Genomic DNA, 23,991 nt, shown 5'->3' with positions numbered 1-23,991 from the left:
GCACAACAACAGACAGATCCCCTGCCATGACCCCACACAGCGCAGTGGAAATCTTCCCATACTAAGTGTCAGCAATGTAGATGCCCTCCAAGGAGAGACTGAGATGAGTGAAGAAAGCAAATGCCCCTTCAACCACACCGCCGGCGTCGGCAGAACCAACCGTGATTGGTGGCCGAATCAGTTGCGGCTGGATCTGCTGCACCAGCATTCCCCCAGCTCCGATCCCATGGACAACGATTTCAACTATGCCGAGGCATTCAACAGCCTCGACTACAAGGCACTCAAGAAAGACCTGGTCAAGCTGATGACAGATTCCCAGGAGTGGTGGCCGGCGGACTTCGGCCACTATGGTCCCCAGTTCATCCGCATGACCTGGCACGCCGCAGGCACCTATCGCATCACGGATGGCCGTGGCGGCGGTGGCCGCGGCCAGCAACGCTTCGCTCCCCTCAACAGCTGGCCCGACAACGTCAACATCGACAAGTCCCGCCGCCTGCTCTGGCCAATCAAGCAGAAGTACGGCAACAAGATCTCCTGGGCCGATCTGCTGATCCTCGCCGGCAACGTCGCGCTGGAGACCATGGGCTTTAGAACCTTCGGATTTGGTGGCGGCCGCCCCGATGTGTGGGAGCCGGATCAGGACGTCAACTGGGGTGACGAGATCGCCTGGCTCGGGGTCGACCCCGACCGGGTCAAGGGTGACCGCGAGCTCACGGCCCCCTTTGGCGCCACCCACATGGGCCTCATCTACGTCAACCCCGAAGGCCCCAATGCCAGCGGTGACTACATGGAGGCGGCCAAGGACATCCGCTCCACCTTCGGCCGCATGGCCATGAATGACGAAGAGACAGTCGCCCTCATTGCCGGTGGCCACACCTTCGGCAAGGCCCACGGCGCCGCCCCCGAATCCCACAAGGGGCCCGAGCCGGAAGCCGCCCCCCTGGAAGCCCAGGGCCTGGGCTGGATGAGCGACTACGGCAGCGGCCATGGCAAGGATACCGTCTCGAGCGGCCTCGAGGTGACCTGGACCAAGACCCCGGCCCTGTGGAGCAACAACTTCTTCGAGAACCTGTTCAACTTCGAGTGGGAGCTGACCAAGTCGCCGGCAGGCGCCAAGCAGTGGGTGGCCAAGGATGCGCCGGAGATCATTCCCGATGCGCATATCCCGGGCAAGTTCCACAAGCCGACCATGCTGACCACCGACCTGACCCTGCGCTTTGACCCCGAGTTTGGCAAGATCTCCCGCCACTTCTACGAGGATCCCCAGGCCTTCGCCGATGCCTTTGCCCGCGCCTGGTACAAGCTGACCCACAGGGACATGGGCCCCATCGCACGCTATCTGGGGCCGGAAGTGCCCAAGGAGGAGCTGATCTGGCAGGACCCCATCCCCGCCGTCAATCACCCCCTGGTCGATGAGAAGGACGTGGCCGCCCTCAAGGAGAAGATCCTGGCGGCCTCCCTGACCGTCGCCGAGCTGGCATCCACCGCCTGGGCCTCGGCAGCCACCTTCCGCGGCTCTGACAAACGCGGCGGTGCCAACGGTGCCCGCATCCGCCTGGCCCCGCAAAAGGATTGGGCAGTCAACCAACCGGCACAGCTGGCCAAGGTGCTCAAGACCCTCGAAGGCATCCAGCAGGGGTTCAACGCCTCGGCCACCGGTGGCAAACGGGTATCCCTCGCCGATCTCATCGTGCTGGCCGGCGGCGTCGGTGTCGAACAGGCGGCCAAGCTGGGGGGAGTCACAGTGACAGTGCCCTTCACGCCGGGTCGCATGGATGCCTCCCAGGCCCAGACCGATGTGGACTCCTTTGCCGTGCTCGAGCCCCTCGCCGACGGGTTCCGCAACTACGGGGGCGAGTGCGCCGCCTTCGCGGAGACCATGCTGATCGACAAGGCGCAGTTGCTCACCCTGAGTGCCCCCGAGATGACGGTACTGGTGGGCGGCATGCGGGTGCTCGGCACCAACGCCGGCAACTGCCACGGGGTCTTTACCTCTGCCCCCGGCACCCTCTCCAACGACTTCTTCGTCAACCTGCTCGACATGGGCACGGAGTGGAAACCGGCAGCAGGAGCCAAGGGCATCTACGAGGGGAATGATCGCAAGACAGGCAAGGTGAAGTGGACCGGCACCCGCGTCGATCTGGTGTTCGGCTCGAACTCCCAGTTGCGGGCCCTGGCCGAGGTCTATGCCAGTGCGGACGGGAAGGAGAAGTTCGTGAAGGACTTCGTGGCGGCCTGGACCAAGGTGATGAACCTGGATCGCTTCGATCTCGCCTGACCCGCACTCTCTGCATGCCACCGGGCCTGTATCAAGGGACATGCATGAGAGATGACCGGGCACCACAATATAAAAACCCGACCATAAGGTCGGGTTTTTATATTGGCGGCGGGTCTGGATTGACCCGGACTGCCCTGCCCCTTGTCGAACCGGGGTTCAAACCGAGCGCCATCGGCATCAGGCGTTCTTATGCCACCAGATGCAAAAAACCGACCCTGAGGTCGGTTTTTTATAATTTGGCGGTGAGGGAGGGATTCGAACCCTCGATACGTTGCCGTATACACACTTTCCAGGCGTGCTCCTTCAGCCACTCGGACACCTCACCAAATTTTCGACTGTCGTTTAACGTGTTCAATCTCCACGTGATGTTCTGCACTGTTGCGCCGGAACGGGGCGTAATTTAGGGGAAATCCCCGCCGGCGTCAACGGCTTTTTGGCTGCCGCGAACCGTTCGCACATTAAACGCGCAACTCAGTGCACAGATTCCGGTGCGACCTGGATCTCCGGCAGATTGAGGAAGCCGAGGCGTTCACATTCGGACACCACTTCATGGGTCGCCGCCGTGGTGCTTTCGACAAACAGCAGGAACTGCTCGACGGAGAGACCCGCCTTGGTGAAGACGGTGTGACCCACGACGAGGCGCGGCAGGTTGTCATCTATGATGTCGAGGAACACCTTGAGGGACGGGTATTGCATGTTGAGACGACCCAGCTCGGCCACCAGGGGCAGCAGGGATGAGGGGCGCACTTCCAGTTCGGATGAAAACAGCAACCCTTCCTCTTCCACGAAGATCCGGCTCTCCTGGATGCCCTCGACGGACTGCAGGGAGACCATGTGGATGCCGTGGCACTGATCGCACACATAGTGCTCGATCCGGGCCTGCTGCAGCCAACGCATTATCATTTCAGAGCTGGGGATATTCATCATTTTCACGAACACAATAAGGATCAAGGGGCGCAGTCTAAACCAATTTTCCGACAACCAAAAGCGCACAGGCGGGATCACCCCCGCTCTCGCTTCTTTTTGGCAAGCGCTATGCATATACTCAGCCATTCTCGTACCGCACTCGCCTCCACAGAAGGCCCGATGACCATCCAAGAAAAGTATCGCCTGCACCTCAAATCCCTCTCGGATGAACTGCTCGCCCTGCAAAAACCCATTCGCATCCTGGATGCCATCAAGTGGCCCCGCCACCTGCAGACCGAGTTTCTCGCCAAGGGCGGACGAGTGCTGCCCGCCATCGATGCCGACTTCTATCAGGCCCTCCCCCTCGATTTCGATCCCCGCAACAAATACCTGGAGCTCAAGGAGCTGAGGGACAGGATCCGCAGAAAATTGGGGCCGCAGGATGATCTCGGCCGGATCCTGCAAGAGACGGTGGATCAGTACATGGTGGTGATAGAGATGCTGCGCCAGCGCGGACAGCCGGACTTCCAGCGCTACAGCCAGTTGCTGTACGGCTCGGCGAGCGATCATCTGCGCGGGGATCGCAAGACGTTAAAGGAGCTGGGAGCCCGCCTGTGCGACATCTTCTCCCTGCCAGGCGCCCGCCACCTGGTGCGCCCCTACCCCAAGGAGTTCGAGGGGGAAGCGGCGGTGGCCAGGTTGCAGGGCAAGCTGTCGAACTACTTCAGCGACGGCACAGTGCAGGTCAAGCTGAGCGATGGCATCGTCTCCGATGCAGCCGCCGGGGGGGATTACATCAAGCTGAGCTCCCACGCCCGCTTCTCCGAGCTGGACTTGCAGGTATTGGAGGTGCACGAGGGCTGGGTGCACGTGGGCACCACCCTCAACGGCCGCCAGCAATCCTATGCCACCTGGCTGGGGGCCGGCTCGCCGCGCATCACCGCCTGCCAGGAGGGGCTGGCCGTGCTCATCGAGACCCTCACCTTCAGCTCCTTCCCGGACAGGGCCAAGCGCATCTCGGATCGGGTGATGGCCATCGACATGGCGGAGCGCGGCGCCGACTTCATCGAGGTGTTCCGCCACTTCTTCGAGAAGGGGGCCAGCGAGCACGATGCCTACAAGATCACCCAGCGGGTGTTTAGGGGCGGCATGGTCGAGGGAGGCGCCTGCTTCACCAAGGATCTCTCCTATGTGAAGGGCTATGTGGAGACGGTCAACTTCATCCGCAGCGCCGTGCTGGAAGGGGTGCCGGAGATCCTGCCCATGCTGTTCGTCGGCAAGGTGACCCTGGATGACATCCCTGTGCTCTATCAGCACTATCTGGAGGGGCTCATCGATGCCCCCCGCTACCTGCCCCCCATGTTTCGCGATCTCACCGGCCTCTATGTCTGGTTCGGCTTCGCCTCCGGCATGTCCCTGGTGGACATAGGCCGGGTACAGCAGCATTTTCGCCAACTGTTCCACCGCCTGCCGGTGGCCGACCCCATCATAGCGCCGGTGGACATAGAGATAGACTGAACCGCTCGTCGACAAAAAAGGGCGCCCCCGAGGCGCCCTTTTTCATTCTGTGGCTTACCTGTAAGCCCGTCCTTCCAGATAGTGCTTGCGGCAGAGCGACACATAGCGATCGTTCCCCCCTATCTCCACCTGTTCGCCGTCGCGCATCACCTGCCCCGCCTCGTTGACGCGAGAGTTCATGTGCGCCTTGTTGCCGCACCAGCAGATGCTTTTGAGCTCCTCGAACTTGTCCGCCAGACAGAGCAGGTGGTAGGAGCCGGGAAACAGCTCGCCGCGAAAATCGGTCTTGAGGCCGTAGGCGATCACCGGTATGTCCTGCTCATCGACGATGCGGGCGAGCTGATACACCTGCTCCCGGGTCAGGAACTGCGCCTCGTCGACGATGAACACATCGATATGGCGATTTGCATGGCGCGCCTTGACCATCTCGAACAGATCGCAGCTGTCACTGAAGACCTCCACCTTCAGCTCCAGCCCGACCCTGGCGCTGATGATCCCGGCACCGAAGCGGTCATCGATGGCGGGGGTCATGGCCAGCGGAACCATGCCACGCTCCAGATAGTTGAAGTGGGCCTGGATGAGCTGGGTCGACTTGCCCGAGTTCATGGTGGCGAATTTGTAGTGCAATGAAGCCATGATGGGGTTCCGAAACGGGATTGATGGGGGGCATGCTAACCAAAGCCCCTGCCAAAACCAAGGGGCCCGTGGGCCCCTTGTTCTCTTTATGCGACGGCCAGGGCGCGGTGCATCCGAGCCTTGCGCAAATGGTAACCGGAGAAGATCAGGAACCAGAGCGCGCTGACCGTGAAGCCAGCCAGCACCGAGTGCATCAGCCCCATCACCAGGTAACCGAGCGCGGCACCGAAGGCGATGGCCAGCGCATAGGGCAGCTGGGTCATCACGTGATCGATGTGATGGCAGCCGGCGCCGGTGGCAGACAGTATGCTGGTGCTGGAGATGGGGGAGCTGTGATCACCGAACACGGAGCCCGCCAATACGGCAGCCAGCATCGGCAGCATCAGGCTGATGTCGCTGGCGGCCGCCATGTCGCCGGCCAGCGGCAGCATGATGCCGAAGGTGCCCCAGCTGGTACCGGTGGCAAAGGCCATGGCGCAGGAGAGCACGAAGACCACAGCCGGCAGCACTTCGATCGGCAGGTTGCCATTGGCCATGGAAGCCAGGTACTTGCCGGTCTCCACGTCGCGCACCACGGCGCCTATGGTCCAGGCAAACAGCAGGATGTTGATGGCGGGCAGCATGGCCATGATCCCCTGGGGGGCCGCCTTCATCCAGTTGCTGGCACCCAGCTTGAGACGCATGGCCAGACCGATGGAGACCACCAGGCTGCACAGGGCGCCATAGACCAGGGAGGAGCCGACGTTGGTGTTCTCGAACGAGCCGAGCACGCTGAACGGCAGGCCTTTGTCGGCCAGCACGGCGGCGCCGGAATCTATCATGAAATAGACGGTCGCCAGAGTCAGGGTCAGGATCGGCAGCACCATGTCGATCATGCCGCCATTGCTCTCCTCGGGAGACTCCATGTCCAGGCCGATGGGACGGCCCTTGGACTCATCCCACAGCTTGCCCTCAAGCGCCCACTGCTCGTGTTGACGCATGGCGCCGATGTCGAGCTGGAAGGCGATCACCACCAGCACCATGATCAGGGTGAAGACCGCATAGAGGTTCATCGGGATCATCTCGACGAAGGCGGAGATGGGGCTCTGATCGGTCAGACCATGGGCCGCCATTATGCCGCCCACCAGGGCGATGATGTAGGCGCCCCAGGAGGAGATGGGCATCAGCACGCAGACCGGCGCCGCGGTGGAGTCCAGCAGATAGGCCAGCTTGGCGCGGGAGATCTGGAAGCGATCGGTAACCGGGCGGCAGATGGCCCCCACCGACAGGCTGTGGAAGAAGTCATCGATGAAGAAGGCGAACACCATCATGCCGGTAAGGGCCTTGGCCCCCTTGCGGGTCTTGGCGCGGCGCGCGGCCCACTCGGCGAAGGCCCGGGTCGCCCCGGATACGCTCATCAGGCTGATGAGGCCCCCCAACAGCAACATGAACAGGATCATGTTGACGTTGTCCCGGTTGAGCGCACCGTCGACCCAGAAGATCTTGAGCACGGTGTTCAGCATGTAATGCAGGGATTCGAGGGGGGAGAACTGGTTGAGCAGCAGACTGCCTGCGACTATGCCCACCCCCAGCGACACCAGGACGCGGCGGGTGATGATCGCAAGGGCGACGGCCAACAGGGGGGGAACGACGGACCAACCGGAGTCGGCGTAATGAACGATGTCCATGATCTCTTTGCACCTAAAGACAACAGGTGGAGATCTACCGAGAGGATCAAAGAAACAAAACCCAGGGCGGGCATACTCCTCAGCCCCTTCAGGTAGCGCTCCATAGTGGATGACTATGGCAGTCCTGCACCTGTTCGATGCAGAACCAGCAACCCGGTATGATGGCCTGGTCACTTCGGCGCCGACTCCTTTCATCGAGCATCGCAGGCATCACCCTCCGCTCGGTTACTCATAGGCAGCGCGCCTCTACTTAAAGGTATTCGCGGCACATTTTATCGAGCCACCGGGTGATAGCAAGTTTTTTGATTAAATTTCAAGGCTTGTGTGGCGAAAAGCGGAAAAATGGTAGTCAAATGGTTCATAAAATACGACATGGTCGATATTTTCATCTACTCAGCACTCATTCGGAAATGAAACTCCTGCAAAGAGAATAAAGCAGGCAGTGTAAATAATTGCCGGACTTTATTTATCTGCCTAATTAATTATTTTGGCAGACTTGACTTGGTGCCAACCCCCCCTATAAATTATCGAAAAACCAGCCCTTCCCATTAATATTTCTGCTCGCGTGGTAGCCAATATGAACGAATTTCTGAAAATTCTGCTGAATATCCGTAGTCTGCGCGCAGCCTGCCGCGATTTGTCCCTGGAGCAACTGGAAGAGGGACTGCAGAAATTGTCCGAGGTGGTCGCCGAGCGCCAGCAGGATGAATCTGCCGAACGCCAGGCCCGTGAAGAACATCAGAAGAAAATTGCCGAATACGCCGAAATGTTGAAAGCTGCAGGGATAGATCCTGCTGAATTGGTGGGCACAGTTGCCACCGAAAGCACCAAGGCCAGCAAAGGCAAACGTGCCCCCCGCCCCGCCAAATATCGTTATCTGGACAATGGCGTGGAAAAAACCTGGACCGGCCAGGGCCGCATGCCCTCCGCCATTGCCAAGGCCGTGGCCGAAGGCAAATCCGTGGAAGACTTTGCCATCTGATCAAGAGCAGGGTACCGCCCAATAAAAAACCTCGCCATGCGAGGTTTTTTATTGTTTCCATGCCGGGCGCCTCAGCGCCTGTCTGCCGCCTTGACCCAGAGCACTTCCGGGGTACCGGCAGAGACCAGCAAGTATCTGGCCACCGTGAAAAACCAGTCACTTAGCCGATTCAGATAGGGCAGGATCGCCGGGTTCACCTGCTCTTCCCGGCTCAGGCCGAGCAGCAGCCGCTCGCAGCGACGGGTCAGGGTGCGCACCACATGGGCCTGCGCTGCCGCCCGCGAACCGCTCGGCAGAATGAAATTGCGCAATACCGGCAACTGGGCGCTGTAGGCGTCAATCTGTTGCTCCAGCCGCGCCGTCCAGGTCTCATTGACCTGCCACAGGGAGGCATTTTGCGCCTCGCTGGAAAACGCCAGCTCCCCACCCAAATCAAACAGCTCCTGCTGCAGCAATATGAGTTGAGCCAATAATGCCGGCTCATTCTCGGGTATTTCGGCCATCAGCAGACCTATCTGGGAATTGAGCTCGTCAATGGCGCCATAGGTCTCGACCCGCCGGTCATCTTTTGCCAGGGAGGAGCCATCAGCCAGCCGCGTGAGGCCCTTGTCCCCTTGCCGGGTATATATTCTCATTCTGACATCCTGTTAATAATGGGAATAATCATGGACTCCAGTCCATTGAGTTTTATCTCGTACGCCAGTGCCAGGGTTTGGCCCAGCGCACCAGCCGGAAAACCGCTGCGCGCCATCCATACCAGATAGGGCTCTGGAATATCTATGATGCGTCGCCCCTGATATTTACCGTAGGGCATCTTGCCCGCCAGGGTAAGCAATACCCGCTCATCGGAGAGTCTGTCCATATCAATCGATATTCAGATATTTATGGGTCTGGATGGAGAGCCGCCAATTACGGGCGATGCAGGTCGCCATGGCCAGCTCGGTGGCCCTGGGCTTCTGGCTGATGGGCTGCAATGCGATCACCACGTCGGGACGCAGGCTGGCCGTGGCCAGCAGGGCATCGAGCTCCTCGATGTGACGCTCGGTGGCCACCGGATGCTTGATCTCGTTGGCCCGCTCCAGAGCCGATACCAGCACAGGCAAGCCCCCCTTCATGCCGATCTTGGGGGAGACGGTGACCCAGGTCTGCGCGTGGGTCAGGATCTCGCTGGTACCACTGGTTTCGATCTGCACCTGATATCCCGCCGCCAGCAGGGCCGACGAGAGTTCGTGCAGATCGTAGAGACAGGGCTCGCCACCGGTCAGCACCACATGACGCGCCCGGTAACCCAGGGTCTCGAAGCTTCCCAGGATCTCGCCCGTGCTCATCTTGCTCCAGCCGTCGGACTCGTTGGATCGGTCGAGCACCTCGCGGCTGCCCACCTCACGGGCAGGATCCACCACCCAGGTATGGCGGGTATCGCACCAGGGGCAGCCCACAGGGCAGCCTTGCAGGCGAACGAAGATGGCGGGCACGCCGGTAAAGACGCCCTCCCCCTGGATGGTCTGGAAGATCTCGTTGATTGGGTAGTGCATCTCGGTCACGGCTTGCTGCAAAAGGCGCGGATTATACCCCAAACCGGCGAAAGAGGCAGGATCACAATCCGGTTTTCTCGCGCAAGCTGGCCATGATGCCCGCCTTGTCGTCCAGATAGCGCTGCAGGCCGCGGCTGCGCAGCTCGCAGGCAGGGCAAGTGCCACAGCCATCCCCCTGGATGCCGTTGTAGCAGGTGAGCGTCTGCTGGCGCACCGTCTCGAGGTGGCCATAGTGATCCGCCAGGGCCCAGGTTTCCGCCTTGTCGAGCCACATCAGGGGGGTCTCGAAGCGAATGGCGCGATCCAGCCCCAGCGACACCGCCTGATTGAGGGCCTTGACGAAGTCGTCGCGGCAATCGGGATAACCGGAGAAGTCGGTCTCGCACACCCCGGTGATCAGGGTGTCGGCGCCGACCTGGTAGGCATAGATGGCCGCCAGGGTCAGAAACAGTATGTTGCGACCCGGCACGAAGGTGTTGGGCAGGCCGTTGTCCTGCAACTCACCGCTGACCGGGATGTCGTCACGGGTCAGGGCCGAGACGGCCAGCTCACCCAGCATGGTCACATCCATCACCTTGTGGGCGGCAATCCCGAGCTGCCCGGCCAGACGGCGAGCGGTCTCGATCTCCTCCCGATGACGCTGGCCATAGTCGAAGGTGATGGCGTGCACTTCATCATAGAGGGCCAGGGCCTGCACCAGACAGGTGGTACTGTCCTGACCACCACTGAATACCACGACGGCTTTTTTCACGTTCATCACTCCTGTTTGCAATTCAGATTCAGGCGCGGCGACCTTGGGCAAAGTCATGCCACTGCCGGTTCAACTCGGTAAAGAGGTTCATCAGCGGGGCGAAGCGCTCGGGCTCCCCTTCCCACTGGGATAACAGATGGTAGCCCGCCTCCAGGGTCGACAGCGCCTCGGGAAACGGCTTCTTGCGAATGGAATATTGCCCCGCCATGGCACCGAGGGTGATCCTCGGCAACCCCAGCAGGGTCGGGTTGTTGTGCAACATGCGATAGGCCTTGCGCCAGGTGCCATCGAGCAGGATGAAGTGCACCTCTCTGGCTTGCTCACTGTGCGCTCGCACCTGCGCCAGGGTCAGGGCCTCATCATCGGGCCACAGCAGATAGCACTGCACCTTGGGGTCGGCGAGCAGGGCATTGAGCCAGTCGGCATCGGCGAAGTGCTCCCCCACGTGAATGCGGGCATGGCTGAGGGAGGCGGCCAGCAGGGCGGCCGTTCCCTTGGGGTGGGCGACCTCCTTGGGGTGCTGCAGGATATGGAGCGGTGCGAGGTGGGGCACCTGCCGGATATATTCACACAGGCAGGCTTTGAGGGCTCGGGCACAGAGTGTACAGTATCGGCTCTCTCTGTCGTTGGGTTGTTTCATGTTGTCAGAAAAATCGGGTCTGCTCTGGGTCATCACGCTTTCGCTCGTCACTGCCTTGCTCTTCTTCACCGTACCTAACCACCTGCTCTCCTTCGATCGCGACCTGATCGCCCAGGGCGAAGGGTGGCGCATCATAACAGGCAATCTGGCCCACACCAACGGATGGCACCTGCTGCTCAACCTGAGCGGGCTTGCGGTGCTCTACAGCCTGTTTCGCGAATACCTGACGGGCTGGCGCCTGCCCGTGCTGCTCCTGCTGCTGGGGACGGCCGTCGGGCTCGGGATCTGGTGGTGGTGCCCGCAGACCCAATGGTACATGGGGCTCTCCGGCCTGCTGCACGGCTTGTTCGTGTGGGGGGCCATGCAGGATATCCGCTATCGTCGCTACTCGGGCTGGCTCATGCTGCTTGGCATCGTCATCAAGCTCGGGCTGGATTTTTACAGTGCGGGAGAGAGCCCTGTCTCTGCCCTCATTGGCGCCAGGGTGCACATAGAGTCGCACCTCATCGGCTCGGCCGCCGGCCTGCTGCTCGGCCTCTTCCCCATCGGCCTGGGTGTACAGACCGTCAAGTCCTGATCCCCTGCGGATAAGCGCGGCCACCCGCTCGCAACAGTTCTCACCCACCAAAATGCAACAGGCCGGATCTGCAATCCGGCCTGTTGTCATCAAGGGGTCGGCCCCTTATCGGCAGAGCTCGGCGTTGATCGCCCCCAGCACGGCAGCCGGATCCGCCGCCTGGGTAATGGGGCGGCCTATCACCAGGTAGTCGGCCCCCGCCTCCACCGCCGCCAGCGGCGTCATGACCCGGCGTTGATCCCCGGCCGCCGATCCGCTCGGGCGAATGCCCGGGGTCACCAGCTTGAAGTCAGAGCCGAGCAAGGCTTTCAACTCGCGAGCCTCCTCGGCGGAGCAGACCACGCCGTCCAGCCCTGCCGTCTTGGCGAGGGTGGCCAGCCGGATCACCTGCTCGGCCGGACTCACATCCAGACCCAGGGGCGCCATGTCGGACTGCTCCATGCTGGTCAGCACGGTCACACCAATCAGCAAAGGCGCCTTGTCGCCATAGGGCAGCAGCGCCTCCCTGGCGGCGCGCATCATGCGCTCTCCCCCGCTGGCATGGACGTTCACCATCCAGACCCCGAGCTCGGCACTCGCCGCCACGGCCTTGGCAACCGTATTGGGAATGTCGTGAAACTTCAGATCCAGGAACACCTCGAAGCCCTTGGCCACCAGCTGGCGCACGAACTGGGGGCCAAACAGGGTAAACATCTCCTTGCCCACCTTGAGGCGGCACTCGGCCGGAGAGATCTGTTCAATGAAGGCGAAGGCATCGGCTTCGTGCTGATAATCCAGCGCGACCAGTACTTTGGGGTCTTGCATGTCACTTCCTATGGGTTGTTATGCCACATCCAGACTCGACACGGCCGGCGAGCCGGTCGCAGTCTGGCATCTTGCTCACTCGGGTTTGCGCCAGGTTCGGCTTGCCGCCCCCGCTCGAGACGCGCGGGGACGAACCTTTTGTCACTAAGGGCTATTCACCATCCAGGCCACGGATAGGCTTGATGGAGCCCCACTGCCGGCAGGAGGGACACTGCCAGAACAGCGAATGGGTGGCAAAGCCGCACTGGCGGCACTTGTGGGTCGATTTTATCTTGATCTGCTCGCCGACCAGCTGCTGCAGCAGCTCCAGACTCTCCTTGGCGGGCCCCTCCTCGGCGCTCGCCAGCTGGAAGCCCACCAGCTGGTAAAACCCCTTCATGGAGGGGTGGCGCCGCAGCTGGCGCAGCACCAGGGCGCGGGCCTGGCTCAGGCCGTCGCGCGCCTCCACCAGATTGGCCAGGGCCAGGGTCACGCTGACACCGGCATGGTCCTCCACCGCCTTCTCCAGCAGCGGGATCAGCTCCTGGGTGCGGCCAAGCTGCTGATAGCAATCGAGCAGCCTGGGCATGGCCTCGGAGGCAAAATCCATGTCCTGCTCGAACACCCGCAGCAGATCCTTGCTGGCCTCCTCGAACTTGCCCTCCTCCATCGACAGATCGGCCAGTCGCAGGCTGGCCCGAGCACAGGCTGGGTGGGCTGCGAGCGCCCGCTTGAACTTGGCGATCCCCGCCCCCTTGTCACCGTCGCGCAAGGCGTTCTCAGCCTGCTCGCAATAGAAATGGGAGATGGGCTCCGCCAGCTTCTTGCCCTGGAATTTCTGCAGGCGAATGGCGACCTCGATGGCCTTGTCCCAGTCACGCAGCTGTTGATGGATGATGAGCAACTGCGCCAGGGCCGTCTCTTCAAAGTCGCTGTCTTCGCACAGCTCCTTCCAGAGCGCTTCTGCCCGGTCCAGCAGGCCGGCAGCCAGGAAATCCCGGGCCAGCTCCTGCAGCGCGAGCTGACGCTGCTCCCGGGTCAGCTGGCGGGCGACCAGGTTCTGGTGGATCTTGATGGCACGATCGACCTCCCCCCGCTGACGAAACAGGTTGCCGAGGGAGAGATGGGTTTCGATGGTTTCGCTGTCGACTTCCAGCAGTTGGATAAAGAGATCCACCGCCTTGTCCGACTCGTCAGACAGCAAATAGTTGAGGCCCGCCACGTACTGGCGGGAAAACTGGTTACTCTGTTGCTGGGTGTCCTGGCGAACACTCCTGCGTCCCATGTACCAGCCATAACCAGCGGCAATCGGCAACAGCAGGAAAAGCAGTTCAAGCATCGAGGGACATTATTCCTTGGCTGGCGACCGGGCTAGCTCCAACTCACGGGATTGACGACGCATGGTGCGACTGAGGGTACGGTTTTGCAGTTTCAAGCGCAGGAAAAGCAGACCGAACACCAGCCAGCCCAACAGGAAGCCACCGGCAAAGAAGAACCCCAGCAGCATGGAGAGAGAGAACTCCCCCTGGGCGATGAGATAGTTGAACTGCACCAGCTGGCCATTTTGCGAACCGATGGCGAGGGTCAGTACAAACACCAGCACCAATGGGATGAGGGCCAAGATACGCTTCATAAGATCTCCCTGTCTGTAGCTAATGAGAGACTGATTATCCTTAAAATCACAGGCAGACTCTAGAGCGAATGGGAAAAGACTGCGAGAAACCTGACAAATCACATATCTAAAGACGTAAAAATAAAAAAGGCATACCCAGGTATGCCATTTTCTGCATTATTCGATGATGTTCACGCGTTCGCGTAACTCTTTACCAGGCTTGAAATGCGGGACATATTTCCCGGTCAGTTCAACCTTGTCCCCAGTCTTGGGGTTGCGACCCACGCGGGGCGCACGATAGTGCAGTGAGAAACTTCCAAATCCGCGGATTTCAATCCGGTCGCCGTTTTGCAAGGTCGATGCCATCTGCTCAAGGATCTCCTTGATGGCGGCTTCGACATCTTTGGCCGGCATATGCATGCGGCTGGCAGCCAATTGTTCGATGAGATCTGATTTGGTCATAAGGTTAAATCTCCTTCCCCGATCACATGCAATTTTCATTATGCCAAGATAAAAAAGGGCGACGTGAAGCCGCCCTTTTCTTGCATCAAGGATTACTCACCCTTGGCGGCTTTGAACGCTTCCATCATGGCATTGCTGAACACAACTTCTTCTTGTTGGTTCAGGCTGTCGATGGCAACACGCTCGTCAGCCTCGTCCTTGGCACGGACAGACAGGCTTACGGTACGGTTCTTGCGATCAACACCCATGAATTTGGCTTCAACTTCGTCACCAACAGACAGCACCAGAGTGGCGTCTTCTACACGGTCACGAGCAGCGTCGGAGGCACGCAGGTAGCCTTCCACGCCGTCAGCCAGTTCGATCACGGCACCCTTGGCATCAACCTCGGTAACCTTACCCTTCACGATAGCACCTTTCTTGTTGTCAGACAGGTACTTGTTGAACGGGTCTTCTTCGATCTGCTTGACGCCCAGGGAGATGCGCTCGCGCTCCGGGTCCACTTGCAGAACAACGGCTTCGATTTCGTCGCCCTTCTTGAATTCACGAACTGCTTCTTCGCCCTGGTTGTTCCAGGAGATGTCAGACAGGTGAACCAGGCCGTCGATGCCGCCGTCCAGACCGATGAAGATACCGAAGTCAGTGATGGACTTGATCTTGCCGGAAACACGGTCGCCCTTGGCGTGAGTTTCGGCAAACAGCTGCCACGGGTTGGATTTGCACTGCTTCAGACCCAGGGAGATACGACGACGCTCTTCGTCGATGTCCAGAACCATCACGTCAACCACGTCGCCAACGTTGACAACCTTGGACGGGTGGATGTTCTTGTTGGTCCAATCCATCTCGGATACGTGTACCAGGCCTTCAACGCCTTCTTCGATTTCAACGAAGCAGCCGTAGTCGGTCAGGTTGGTCACGCGGCCAGACAGACGGGTGGTCTCCGGGTAACGCTTGGCGATAGCAACCCAGGGATCTTCGCCCAGCTGCTTCAGACCCAGGGATACACGGGTACGCTCGCGGTCGAACTTCAGAACCTTGACTGCGATCTCGTCGCCAACGTTGACGATTTCGGAAGGATGCTTAACGCGCTTCCACGCCATGTCGGTGATGTGCAGCAGGCCGTCAACGCCACCCAGATCTACGAATGCACCGTAGTCGGTCAGGTTCTTGACGATACCCTTAACTTCTTGACCTTCTTGCAGGTTGGCCAGCAGGCTTTCGCGCTCGGAGGTATTCTCGGTTTCGATCACGGCACGACGGGAAACGACAACGTTGTTGCGCTTCTGGTCCAGCTTGATGACCTTGAACTCGAGTTCTTTGTTTTCCAGGTGAGCGGTGTCACGGATCGGACGCACGTCAACCAGAGAACCCGGCAGGAAGGCACGGATGCCGTTCAGCTCAACGGTGAAACCACCCTTGACCTTGCCGTTGATGATACCGATAACGGTAGCTTGCTCTTCGTATGCCTTCTCAAGCTGCAGCCAGGCTTCGTGGCGCTTGGCTTTTTCGCGGGACAGCTTGGTTTCGCCGAAACCATCTTCGATAGAGTCCAGAGCCACGTCAACGGTGTCGCCTACGTTGATTTCCAGCTCGCCCAGGGCGTTCTTGAACTCTTCAGCAGGAATGGCAGACTCGGATTTCAGACCGGCGTCAACCAGTACGAAACCGTTCTCGATAGCAACGACGGTGCCCTTGACGATGGAACCTTGACGGGTTTCAACGGCGTTCAGGGACTCTTCAAAGAGTTGAGCAAAAGATTCGATCATTGTTTGTGTCACAAATGAAACATCCACTCGCAATCCGGCACAAGCGGGGTTGTTTTAAATTATCTGCGCCATCCATGGTGCAGACGACTGACATCAGCTGGTGCTGACATCACCAAGTTGTTGCTCCGCATAGGCGAGCACCGTTGCCAGTACGTCATCTATGGTCATAGACGTTGAGTCTACCACAAGAGCATCTTCCGCGGGTTTCAGGGGGGCAACGGCGCGATTTCTGTCGCGGTCGTCACGCTCCCGAATCTCGGTTAAAAGACGCTCAAAGTTAACATCAAAGCCCTTATCTTGCAACTGCTTATAGCGGCGCTGCGCCCGCTCCTCCGCGCTGGCATCGAGGAAAATCTTCACCTCGGCCTCGGGGAAAACCACTGTGCCCATGTCACGGCCATCGGCAATGAGACCCGGCAACTGGCGGAAGGCTCGCTGGCGGCGCAGCAGTGCCTCGCGCACGCGGGGGAAGACGGCGACCTTGCTGGCGGCATCGCTCACTTCCTGGGAGCGAATGGTACGGGACACATCCTCCCCTTCCAGCACCACCTTGACCTGTCCGCCGTCAACCTGGAACTGCACGTCCAGATTGGCGGCCAGGGGCACCAGCGCGGCTTCGGCGTCGAGCTCCACATCGTGGTGCAAGGCCGCCAGCGCCAGTACCCGGTAGATGGCACCGGAGTCGAGCAGGTGCCAACCCAGTTTCTCTGCCAACAGCTGGCACAGGGTGCCTTTACCGGCTCCACTCGGGCCATCAATTGTCATCACGGGGGCCATCTGAGGCATAACTTTTCTCCTGCGCACTCGGCATGTTGACTGGTTGCCCGCATCCCTGTCGGGAGGGGTAATGGGCGCCGATTATACCCGAATGCACCGGCGCTGGCAGTTGTCGAGGCGCACAATTGCGCAAAAGTCGTCGCGATTGCGCCTATTATGACCAATCGAGTGGATCATTCCTGAATACAAGCTTTTGTTCTTATGGTTGTTAGGGGTGAGGCACGTTAAACTAGCCGCCTTTTTCAAGCAGCTGTAGTCAGGAGCAACCCTATGAGCAGCATTACTCTCGTAGCCAAATCCAAGTTGCCGACCCCTTGGGGTATCTTCACGCTGGTAGGCTTTCAGGAAACCGGCACAGGCAAGGATCACGCCGCGCTGGTGATGGGCGATATCGCGGACGGTGAGCCCGTGCTGGGCCGAATTCATTCCGAGTGTCTGACCGGGGATGCCCTGTTCAGCCTTCGCTGCGACTGCGGCTTCCAGCTGCAGGCCGCCATGGAGAAGATCGCCAAGGCCGGTCGCGGCGTCTTGCTGTATGTCCGTCAGGAAGGCCGTGGCATCGGCCTGCTCAACAAGATCCGCGCCTATCATCTGCAGGATCAGGGCGCCGACACCGTCGAAGCCAACGTGGCACTGGGCTTTGCCGCCGACATGCGCGATTACACCATCTGTGCCGACATGCTGAAGGCCTTGGAGGTCAAGAGCCTGCGCCTGATGACCAACAACCCGCGCAAGCTGAAGGCGATGGAATCCTTTGGCATTCCGGTGGCCGAGCGCGTCCCCCTGCAGGAGGGTCGCAATCCCCACAACGAGTTCTATCTCTCCACCAAGGCCAACAAGCTGGATCACCTGTTCAAGAAGTGATGGCTCGCAGCCTGGCACCGGCATGAAAAACGCCTCCATCGGGAGGCGTTTTTGTTGGCGATCTTGCGGCCCTATCTGTTGTCCCCCAAGTTGTTGTCCCCCACGGCACCATCCGGGGTTGACTCTGGCTTGGCCTGTGCCAGCAGGAAATCCCGCAGCGCCCGGTTGGCCATGGAGAGGGGATCCCCCCGCCGCCAGGCCACGCAGAGATCGAGGAAGATGGGCGGAGCAAAGGGGATCCCGCTGAGAGTCGTCTCCTCCTCCAGCGCCATGCGCAGGAAGGTGGTCACGGCGAACCCTTGTCTCACCACCGCCTTGAGCAGGGGGATGAGGTTGCTCTCGAAGCCGATGTTGGGCTCGATTCCCAGGCCTTGTGCCAGCGCCTCCATGTGCTCTCTGTGGTAGAAGCCCCGCCGGAACATGGCGAGCTCCTGGTTGAAGAACTGGGGCAGCGAGACAGCGCCGGCCCCCCGCAGGGGATGCTCCTCCCCCACCACCATCAGCATCTCTTCCCGCAGCAGCTGGGCCCCCTCGAGAGCAGGCGGCAAGTCGCTGGTGATGAGGATGGCCAGATCCAGGCTGCCGTCCACCATGCGACTGAGCAGTTCCCGGGTGCCCGCCTCCTCCACCCGGATCTTCAAACCGGGGTAGCGATGCTTGAACGCCATCAGGATCGGCGGGAAGTAATAGGAGCCCATCATGTAGGGGATGCCGATGCGCACCTCCCCTCGCTCCAGTCCCTTGAGCTCGGCCATCTCCGCCTCTGCCTGGTGCATCTGCAGCAGCAGCCGCTCGGCATGGCGGCAGAGCACCTCTCCCTCCGGGGTGAGCCGCACGCTGCGATCCTGCCTGTCGAACAGGCGCAGATCGAGTTGTTGCTCCAGCTTGGCGATGGCCATGCTGACGGCCGGTTGCGCCACGTGCAGGCCCTGGGCGGCCTTGGTAAAGGAGCCCGCGTCCCGCACCGCCAGCAGGTAACCGAGCTGTTTCAGATCCATATCAATTCCATTTATCAGACTGATAACTTAAATATATTATATTTATATAAGGCGACCCACTACTCTGCACAAAAGTCGTCGGGACAACTCCAAATGATCGAAGTCGGCAGTCGCGAATGGATACGCGCCACCCTGGCCCTCAGCCTGGGATCCTTCCTGGTATTTCTCAATCTCTATCAGACCCACCCCCTGCTGCCCCTGCTGGCGGAGGTGTTCTCCGTCAGCTCCCTGTCTGCAGGATGGACCCTGGCGGGCTGCACCGCGGGGCTCGCGGGATCCCTGCTCATCTGCGCCCGCCTGGCGGACAGGTTCGGACGACGGCGGATCATGCTGTGGACCCTGACCTGCGCCATCCTGCTCTCCCTGTGCATTCCCTGGGTGACCCGCTTCGATCTGCTGGTGTGCCTGCGCGTGCTGCAGGGGGCGCTCCTGGCCGGGCTGCCTGCCACCGCCATCGCCTACATGGGAGAAGAGTTCAGCAAGCGCGCCCTGCTCTCGGCGGTGGGGGTCTATATCGCCGCCAACTCCCTCGGTGGGATAGCGGGTCGCGTAGTCGGCGGCCTGCTGGCTGGCTGGTTCGGGGACTGGCAGCATACCTTCCTCGGCATCGGACTCATCAGTCTCGCCCTGTTGCCGCTGGTCATCTGGCTGCTGCCTGCCCAGACCCGCTTCGTGGCCGTGGAGGCCGCCCCGGGGCAACTGCGCCGCGCCATCCAGAGCCACCTCGGCAATCCCTTGCTGCTGGGGGCCTATCTCATCGGCGGGCTCAACTTCATGGTCTTCCTGAACCAGTACAGCTACCTCACCTTCCTGCTGGCCAAGGCCCCCTTCTCCCTGCCGACCCAGTGGCTCGGCATGCTGTTTCTGACCTACCTCACTGGCACCCTCGCCTCCTCCCTGAGCGGCCGCTGTGCCCATCGCTTTGGGGCGCAGCGCCTGCTGCTGGCGGGGATCACTCTGATGGCGCTCGGCAGCCTCGCCCTGCTGCAGGGGACTCTTGCCGCCATCATAGGGGGTCTGCTGGTCTCGAGCTTCGGCTTCTTCCTCGCCCACGCCTGCGCCAGCGCCTGGGTCGGTCAGCATGTGGAGCACAACAGGGCGCTCGCCTCGTCGCTCTATCTGGTGGGATATTATCTGGGGGCCAGTCTGGGGGGGCTTTACTTGCATCCCTTCTGGGAGCGGGGGGGGCTCTGGGGATTGGTGCTCGGCATCGAGCTGGTCTTGTGCGTCACCGCCGCCTTGAGCCTCTGGCTCGGTCATCTCAAGGGGCGCGCGGCGCCGCCCCTCTCCTGTCACGCCTCGTCACGCCAGTGACGGGGCCCGCAGCTCACAGGCCGTCGTAATAGTCCGCCGGCACCGGCACCACGGCGCCTGTGTGCAGCTCCTCGTCGATCACCTCGCTCAAGGGGCGCAGATGAAACTTGATCTGCCCCGACGGCAACATCAGCCCCACATCCGGGTTGCGCCCGTCGTCCATGTTGGCCGTCTTGAACGCAAGCCCGGGATGGGCGGCCACCAGAGCCGTGAGCGAGGGCACCACCAGCTCTATGTGCTCCAGCCCCGCCTGATGGGCGCGGCCCGCCTTGGGGGCGGCCAGCTCGATGCAGGGAACCGTGACCTGCTGCCAGCAGACGGGTTGATGCAGGCGATAGGTGGCGATGGGGCGGCCCCCTATCATCCCCTCCACCAGCAGCACCCCATGGCGCGCCAGCGTCTCTTTCAGGGCGAGGTATTCCGGCAGGGTGGCGGCGCGGTAGCAGAGATGATCCACCTGGGGGGCTTCGCACTCCCCCATGAGGGCGTGCATTTCAGTGAGCAGTTGGCAAACGAATGGGGCCATGGGCCCCAGCGTGGTATCCAGTGGATGAGACATGATCACCATTTCTTCTTGGGTTGGAACAGGACATCGAGCTCGTCCGCTTCTTTGTCCTTGATGTTTTGCAGCTCCTTCTCGCTGTGCTGCTGCAGATGCTCTTCCAGCTGGCGCATCCCCTGGCGCATGTCCTCTTCCCGTGCCAGCAGGTAGGGGTCCTTGTCGGAGACATTGGCCAGGGCGCCGAGCCCCTTGGTATAGAGCTGGCGGCAGGTGCCGTACTGCCCCTGGATCTGGGCATCCATGGCCCGCTTGATCAGGTTGGCGATGTTGATCTTGAGCTGCATCAGCTCGAGGCGGCGATCCTCCTGGGCGAACCCCTGGGGATCTATCTTGCCCTTGTTGTGCTCGACCCGCAGCACGGCCCGCATCTTCTTGGCCAGTTGCAGCATCTGGATCGCCTGACGGTCGGACTCCGGGGTCTTGAAGTGCCCCTCATCCTGACTGCTGTAATTCTCCTGCACGTTCTTGATCTGGGTCTGGACGTCGATGATGCGCTGCTTGACCTGGGGGTTCGGCATCACCTGCACTATGGCGCGGTAGGCATCCAGGATCCGGTGTTGCAGCAGCAGCACCATGTTCTTGGAGAAGGGCACCAGGTTGACGTTCAGCAGCACCTCTTCGGTCTCGTCCGCCACCGCCTTGTGGCGGGCGATGGCCTGGCGCTTGTCGGCTTCCGCCTTCTGTTTGTATTGCTGCACCACGTTATAGGCGATGACCAGAAACAGGAGTGCGCCAATCGACAGCAATATCAAGGTTAAAATCATAGGGTATTCACACTCCTGTCCCAATCCAATTGCGTGATCCTACAACAGCTTACCCGCATAGGGTAGCGCCCAGATCGCACCTTGCCTCACAACAACGCAAGGGAGCCGCGGCAAGGGCGATGCCCGGGGCCTCATGCTCCATATCGCCCGCCGCCCCCATTACTTGAGGCAAAACCCCTTCGACTGGAGGAATCCCAGCATGAAGGGACGCGCCTCCTTGCCGAGGATGGCCTTGATCTGTCCGCTCCAGGTCTGCACCTTGTTGTTGCTGCTGCGGGCCAGGTAGTAGTCTTGGATTTGACTGTCGTATTGCGCCAGCAGGGCGCGATCGAGCGTCTCTGGATAGCGGTTCTCGTGCACCACCAGCGCGCGGGGCAGCCGCGGCTTCTGCTCCGGCTGCTGGGCGGGATGACCCAGACAGAGACCGAACAGCGGGATCACCTGATGGGGCAGCCCCAGCAGCTCGCTCACCGCCGCCGGGTTGTTGCGAATGCCGCCGATGTAGACGCCCCCCAGGCCCAGGGACTGGGCCGCCAGCAGGGCATTCTGGGCCATCAGGGCCCCGTCGATGGCCCCTATCATGAGCTGCTCCACGAAGCCGGTCTGGGCCTCCGGCACTATCTGGCTGTGGCGCTGATAGTCGGCGCAAAACAGCAGGAACTCCGCCGCCTCGGCCACGTAGGCCTGGTGCCCGGCCAGCTCGGCCAGGGTGGCACGCAGCCCCTTGTCGGTCACCCGGATGAGGCTGTTTGCCTGCAGGAAGCTGGAGCTGGAGGCGCTCTGGGCGGCGCTCAGTATCTGATCGAGTTGCGAGGCGCTGATGGGCTCAGGGGTGAACTGACGAATGGAGCGATGGGAAAGGATGAGATCTATGGTCGGGTTCATGGTGCCTCCAAAATGAAGGCCACACTGTACCCAAAAAAAGCGAGGGGCCCAAGGCCCCTCGTCACCCTCAGGGGGCAGGATAGACATAGGGGGCCTGCAGCCCGAGCGGGAAGCCCAGCGCCCAGTAGAGCAGCAGGAAGCAGGTCCAGCTCACCAGGAAGGCCAGGGAGTAGGGCAGCATCATGGAGACCAGGGTGCCGATGCCGGTACTCTTCACATACTGCTGGCAGTAGACCACCACCAGGGGGAAGAAGACCATCAGCGGGGTGATGATGTTGGAGGCGGAATCCCCTACCCGATAGGCGGCCTGGGTCAGCTCGGGGGAGATCCCCACCGCCATCAGCATGGGCACCAGGATGGGGCTGATGAGCGCCCACTTGGCCGAGGCCGACCCCACCACCAGGTTGACGCTGGCGGTGAGCAGTATCATGCCGACTATGGTCACCTCCCCCGGCAGCGCCAGGGCGTGGAGCACCTCGGCGCCGGAGAGGGCCAGCAGGGTCCCCAGGTTGGAGTCACCGAACGCCTTGATGAAGAGGGCGCAGAAGAAGGCCATCACCATGTAGGAGCCCATCTTGTTCATGGTGGCCGACATGGCATCGATCACATCCTTGCCGCTCTTGAAGCTCCCCGCCACGAAGCCGTAGACGATGCCGGGCAGGATGAAGAGCAGGAAGATGAGGGGCACGATGGACTTCATCACGGGTGCCGCGAAGGTGGTGAGCGATCCATCCGGTGCCCGCATCGGCGAGTCGTCCGGGGACAGGGCCAGCCCCAGCAGCACCACGGCCGCCAGCATGGCAAACCCGGCCCAGTTGAAGGCCCGGCTCTCCTGCGCGCTGTAGCGCCCCATCTCGTCGGCACTCTCCAGATCCTTGTTGAGGGGCACCAGCTTGAGGCGCGGCTCCACTATCTTCTCGGTGACAAACCAGCCCACGCAGATGATCAGCAGGGAGGAGGCGCCGGTGAAGATGATGTTGCACAGGGTGTTGACCATGTAGTCGGGATCGAGCAGCTGGGCCGCCGACTGGGTGAACCCCTGGAGCAGGGCATCCCCGCCGGAGGGGAGGAAGTTGGCGGCGAAGCCGCCGGAGACCCCGGCAAAGGCCGCGGCTATGCCCGCCAGCGGGTGACGACCCGCCGCATGGAAGATGATGCCACCGATGGGGATCACCAGCACATAGCCCGCATCTGCCGCCGTATGGCTGACGATGGCCACCAGGATCAGCATGGGGGTCAGGAAGCGCGCCGGGGTGACCTTGAGCAACTTCTTCAGGCCGGTGTTGATGAAGCCGGACTGCTCGGCCACCCCGACCCCCAGCATGGCCACCAGCACTATGCCAAGGGGCGCAAAGCCGGTGAAGGTGGTGACCATGCTGGCGAGAAACTCGGCCAGCCCTGCCCCGGTCAACAGATTGTTGACCACCACCGCCTCTCCGGTGCGGGGATTGACCAGATCGAAGGAGAACTGGGAGCCTATCCAGGAGCCGACCCAGACGATCAGCAAGGCATAGAGGAACAACATGGCGGGATCCGGCAGCTTGTTGCCCGCCTTCTCGACCCCGTTCAGGAAGCGGTTCAACCAGCCATTGGGACTGGCCGGACGCTCGTTCACTGCGGCTTGACTCATTATGGTGATACTCCATTACCAAGGAATGAGCGCGCATACTAGCGATAACGTCTAATGAATCCCATGATATGAGACAAAAATTCGATT

Annotated in this window: 25 protein-coding genes, 1 tRNA gene and 1 riboswitch; of the genes, 6 read left to right on the top strand and 20 right to left on the bottom strand. The window is 61.0% G+C overall.

Annotation, left to right across the window (positions count from 1 at the left end; genetic code table 11):
* Window positions 1-103: 103 nt before the first annotated feature.
* Window positions 104-2,278, top strand: a complete 2,175-nt coding sequence (katG, locus tag AAHB08_RS05475; protein WP_342058343.1) for a catalase/peroxidase HPI — start codon at window positions 104-106, stop codon at window positions 2,276-2,278.
* Window positions 2,279-2,515: 237 nt separating this feature from the next.
* Here katG and AAHB08_RS05470 read toward each other — a convergent pair.
* Window positions 2,516-2,603 (bottom strand) — tRNA-Ser (locus AAHB08_RS05470).
* A gap of 146 nt (window positions 2,604-2,749) precedes the next feature.
* Window positions 2,750-3,205 carry a YbjN domain-containing protein gene (locus tag AAHB08_RS05465; RefSeq protein ID WP_161507131.1) on the bottom strand — a complete coding sequence of 152 codons (456 nt, stop codon included), beginning with the start codon at window positions 3,203-3,205 and terminating at the stop codon, window positions 2,750-2,752.
* A gap of 159 nt (window positions 3,206-3,364) precedes the next feature.
* Here AAHB08_RS05465 and AAHB08_RS05460 point away from each other — a divergent pair, with 159 nt between their 5' ends.
* Window positions 3,365-4,702, top strand: coding sequence for a flavohemoglobin expression-modulating QEGLA motif protein (locus AAHB08_RS05460; RefSeq protein WP_342058342.1), 1,338 nt, complete (start codon window positions 3,365-3,367; stop codon window positions 4,700-4,702).
* A 54-nt stretch (window positions 4,703-4,756) separates the two neighbouring features.
* On the opposite strand, the gene AAHB08_RS05455 is transcribed toward AAHB08_RS05460, so the two are convergent.
* Both AAHB08_RS05455 and AAHB08_RS05450 read right to left on the bottom strand, forming a co-directional pair.
* Window positions 4,757-5,338 (bottom strand): thymidine kinase, encoded by a 582-nt coding sequence (locus tag AAHB08_RS05455; RefSeq protein WP_139439573.1) that lies wholly within the window; start codon window positions 5,336-5,338, stop codon window positions 4,757-4,759.
* 86 nt (window positions 5,339-5,424) lie between these two features.
* The gene (locus AAHB08_RS05450) at window positions 5,425-7,005 is read right to left on the bottom strand and encodes a Na+/H+ antiporter NhaC family protein (RefSeq protein ID WP_139439574.1); all 1,581 of its coding nucleotides are present in this window, start codon (window positions 7,003-7,005) and stop codon (window positions 5,425-5,427) included.
* Window positions 7,006-7,090: 85 nt separating this feature from the next.
* Window positions 7,091-7,262, bottom strand: a riboswitch (Lysine riboswitch).
* Between the two features lie 320 nt (window positions 7,263-7,582).
* Here AAHB08_RS05450 and AAHB08_RS05445 point away from each other — a divergent pair.
* Entirely contained in the window at window positions 7,583-7,987 is a 405-nt protein-coding gene (locus AAHB08_RS05445) for an H-NS family histone-like protein (RefSeq protein ID WP_025327182.1), read from the top strand.
* A gap of 71 nt (window positions 7,988-8,058) precedes the next feature.
* Here the strand turns inward: AAHB08_RS05445 and AAHB08_RS05440 are convergent, their stop codons facing one another.
* The 5 genes from AAHB08_RS05440 to AAHB08_RS05420 all read right to left on the bottom strand — a co-directional run bounded on the left by AAHB08_RS05440 (window position 8,059) and on the right by AAHB08_RS05420 (window position 10,946).
* Window positions 8,059-8,622, bottom strand: coding sequence for a cob(I)yrinic acid a,c-diamide adenosyltransferase (locus tag AAHB08_RS05440; RefSeq protein ID WP_342058341.1), 564 nt, complete (start codon window positions 8,620-8,622; stop codon window positions 8,059-8,061).
* Window positions 8,619-8,849: a DUF3820 family protein gene (locus AAHB08_RS05435; RefSeq protein ID WP_005327834.1), complete on the bottom strand. Its 231-nt coding sequence runs from the start codon at window positions 8,847-8,849 to the stop codon at window positions 8,619-8,621. The genes AAHB08_RS05440 and AAHB08_RS05435 overlap by 4 nt, the downstream gene beginning before the upstream one ends.
* Window position 8,850: 1 nt before the next feature.
* On the bottom strand, window positions 8,851-9,522 hold the full coding sequence (queE, locus tag AAHB08_RS05430; protein ID WP_162520167.1) for a 7-carboxy-7-deazaguanine synthase QueE: 672 nt from the start codon (window positions 9,520-9,522) through the stop codon (window positions 8,851-8,853).
* 61 nt (window positions 9,523-9,583) lie between these two features.
* Entirely contained in the window at window positions 9,584-10,273 is a 690-nt protein-coding gene (gene queC / locus AAHB08_RS05425; RefSeq protein WP_319912415.1) for a 7-cyano-7-deazaguanine synthase QueC, read from the bottom strand.
* 28 nt (window positions 10,274-10,301) lie between these two features.
* A complete protein-coding gene (locus AAHB08_RS05420; protein ID WP_342058340.1) occupies window positions 10,302-10,946 on the bottom strand; it encodes a tRNA-uridine aminocarboxypropyltransferase in 645 nt (214 codons plus the stop codon).
* On the opposite strand from AAHB08_RS05420, the gene rrtA reads away from it, so the two are divergent.
* Window positions 10,912-11,490 (top strand): rhombosortase, encoded by a 579-nt coding sequence (gene rrtA / locus AAHB08_RS05415; RefSeq protein ID WP_232534664.1) that lies wholly within the window; start codon window positions 10,912-10,914, stop codon window positions 11,488-11,490. The two genes, AAHB08_RS05420 and rrtA, sit on opposite strands and share 35 nt — an antisense overlap.
* Window positions 11,491-11,595: 105 nt before the next feature.
* Here the strand turns inward: rrtA and pyrF are convergent, their stop codons facing one another.
* The 6 genes from pyrF to cmk all read right to left on the bottom strand — a co-directional run bounded on the left by pyrF (window position 11,596) and on the right by cmk (window position 16,896).
* Entirely contained in the window at window positions 11,596-12,294 is a 699-nt protein-coding gene (gene pyrF / locus AAHB08_RS05410) for an orotidine-5'-phosphate decarboxylase (RefSeq protein WP_319916120.1), read from the bottom strand.
* A 151-nt stretch (window positions 12,295-12,445) separates the two neighbouring features.
* The gene (lapB, locus tag AAHB08_RS05405) at window positions 12,446-13,612 is read right to left on the bottom strand and encodes a lipopolysaccharide assembly protein LapB (protein ID WP_139439580.1); all 1,167 of its coding nucleotides are present in this window, start codon (window positions 13,610-13,612) and stop codon (window positions 12,446-12,448) included.
* A 9-nt stretch (window positions 13,613-13,621) separates the two neighbouring features.
* Window positions 13,622-13,906, bottom strand: a complete 285-nt coding sequence (locus AAHB08_RS05400) for a LapA family protein (protein WP_005327818.1) — start codon at window positions 13,904-13,906, stop codon at window positions 13,622-13,624.
* 156 nt (window positions 13,907-14,062) lie between these two features.
* The gene (ihfB, locus tag AAHB08_RS05395) at window positions 14,063-14,347 is read right to left on the bottom strand and encodes an integration host factor subunit beta (RefSeq protein ID WP_005299934.1); all 285 of its coding nucleotides are present in this window, start codon (window positions 14,345-14,347) and stop codon (window positions 14,063-14,065) included.
* 92 nt (window positions 14,348-14,439) lie between these two features.
* The gene (gene rpsA, locus AAHB08_RS05390; RefSeq protein ID WP_005327816.1) at window positions 14,440-16,110 is read right to left on the bottom strand and encodes a 30S ribosomal protein S1; all 1,671 of its coding nucleotides are present in this window, start codon (window positions 16,108-16,110) and stop codon (window positions 14,440-14,442) included.
* Window positions 16,111-16,203: 93 nt separating this feature from the next.
* Window positions 16,204-16,896, bottom strand: a complete 693-nt coding sequence (cmk, locus tag AAHB08_RS05385; RefSeq protein ID WP_042649706.1) for a (d)CMP kinase — start codon at window positions 16,894-16,896, stop codon at window positions 16,204-16,206.
* 261 nt (window positions 16,897-17,157) lie between these two features.
* Here cmk and ribA point away from each other — a divergent pair, with 261 nt between their 5' ends.
* The gene (ribA, locus tag AAHB08_RS05380; protein ID WP_005327814.1) at window positions 17,158-17,751 is read left to right on the top strand and encodes a GTP cyclohydrolase II; all 594 of its coding nucleotides are present in this window, start codon (window positions 17,158-17,160) and stop codon (window positions 17,749-17,751) included.
* A 71-nt stretch (window positions 17,752-17,822) separates the two neighbouring features.
* Here the strand turns inward: ribA and AAHB08_RS05375 are convergent, their stop codons facing one another.
* Window positions 17,823-18,749, bottom strand: coding sequence for a LysR family transcriptional regulator (locus AAHB08_RS05375; RefSeq protein WP_342058339.1), 927 nt, complete (start codon window positions 18,747-18,749; stop codon window positions 17,823-17,825).
* 93 nt (window positions 18,750-18,842) lie between these two features.
* On the opposite strand from AAHB08_RS05375, the gene AAHB08_RS05370 reads away from it, so the two are divergent.
* Window positions 18,843-20,063 carry an MFS transporter gene (locus AAHB08_RS05370; protein WP_265436951.1) on the top strand — a complete coding sequence of 407 codons (1,221 nt, stop codon included), beginning with the start codon at window positions 18,843-18,845 and terminating at the stop codon, window positions 20,061-20,063.
* Window positions 20,064-20,076: 13 nt separating this feature from the next.
* On the opposite strand, the gene AAHB08_RS05365 is transcribed toward AAHB08_RS05370, so the two are convergent.
* The 4 genes from AAHB08_RS05365 to AAHB08_RS05350 form a co-directional block, all read right to left on the bottom strand.
* Entirely contained in the window at window positions 20,077-20,631 is a 555-nt protein-coding gene (locus AAHB08_RS05365; protein ID WP_265436952.1) for a VOC family protein, read from the bottom strand.
* Window positions 20,625-21,389, bottom strand: a complete 765-nt coding sequence (locus AAHB08_RS05360) for a hypothetical protein (RefSeq protein ID WP_042650272.1) — start codon at window positions 21,387-21,389, stop codon at window positions 20,625-20,627. The genes AAHB08_RS05365 and AAHB08_RS05360 overlap by 7 nt, the downstream gene beginning before the upstream one ends.
* Window positions 21,390-21,548: 159 nt before the next feature.
* The gene (gene nfsA / locus AAHB08_RS05355) at window positions 21,549-22,274 is read right to left on the bottom strand and encodes an oxygen-insensitive NADPH nitroreductase (RefSeq protein WP_342058338.1); all 726 of its coding nucleotides are present in this window, start codon (window positions 22,272-22,274) and stop codon (window positions 21,549-21,551) included.
* A gap of 67 nt (window positions 22,275-22,341) precedes the next feature.
* A complete protein-coding gene (locus tag AAHB08_RS05350) occupies window positions 22,342-23,904 on the bottom strand; it encodes an AbgT family transporter (protein ID WP_342058337.1) in 1,563 nt (520 codons plus the stop codon).
* Window positions 23,905-23,991 lie beyond the last annotated feature (87 nt).

Origin of the sequence: Aeromonas sp. OTU364 (assembly GCF_038440395.1) — a bacterium.
In the GTDB taxonomy this organism is placed as follows: domain Bacteria; phylum Pseudomonadota; class Gammaproteobacteria; order Enterobacterales; family Aeromonadaceae; genus Aeromonas.
This window is presented reverse-complemented; position numbering and strand designations above follow the sequence as displayed.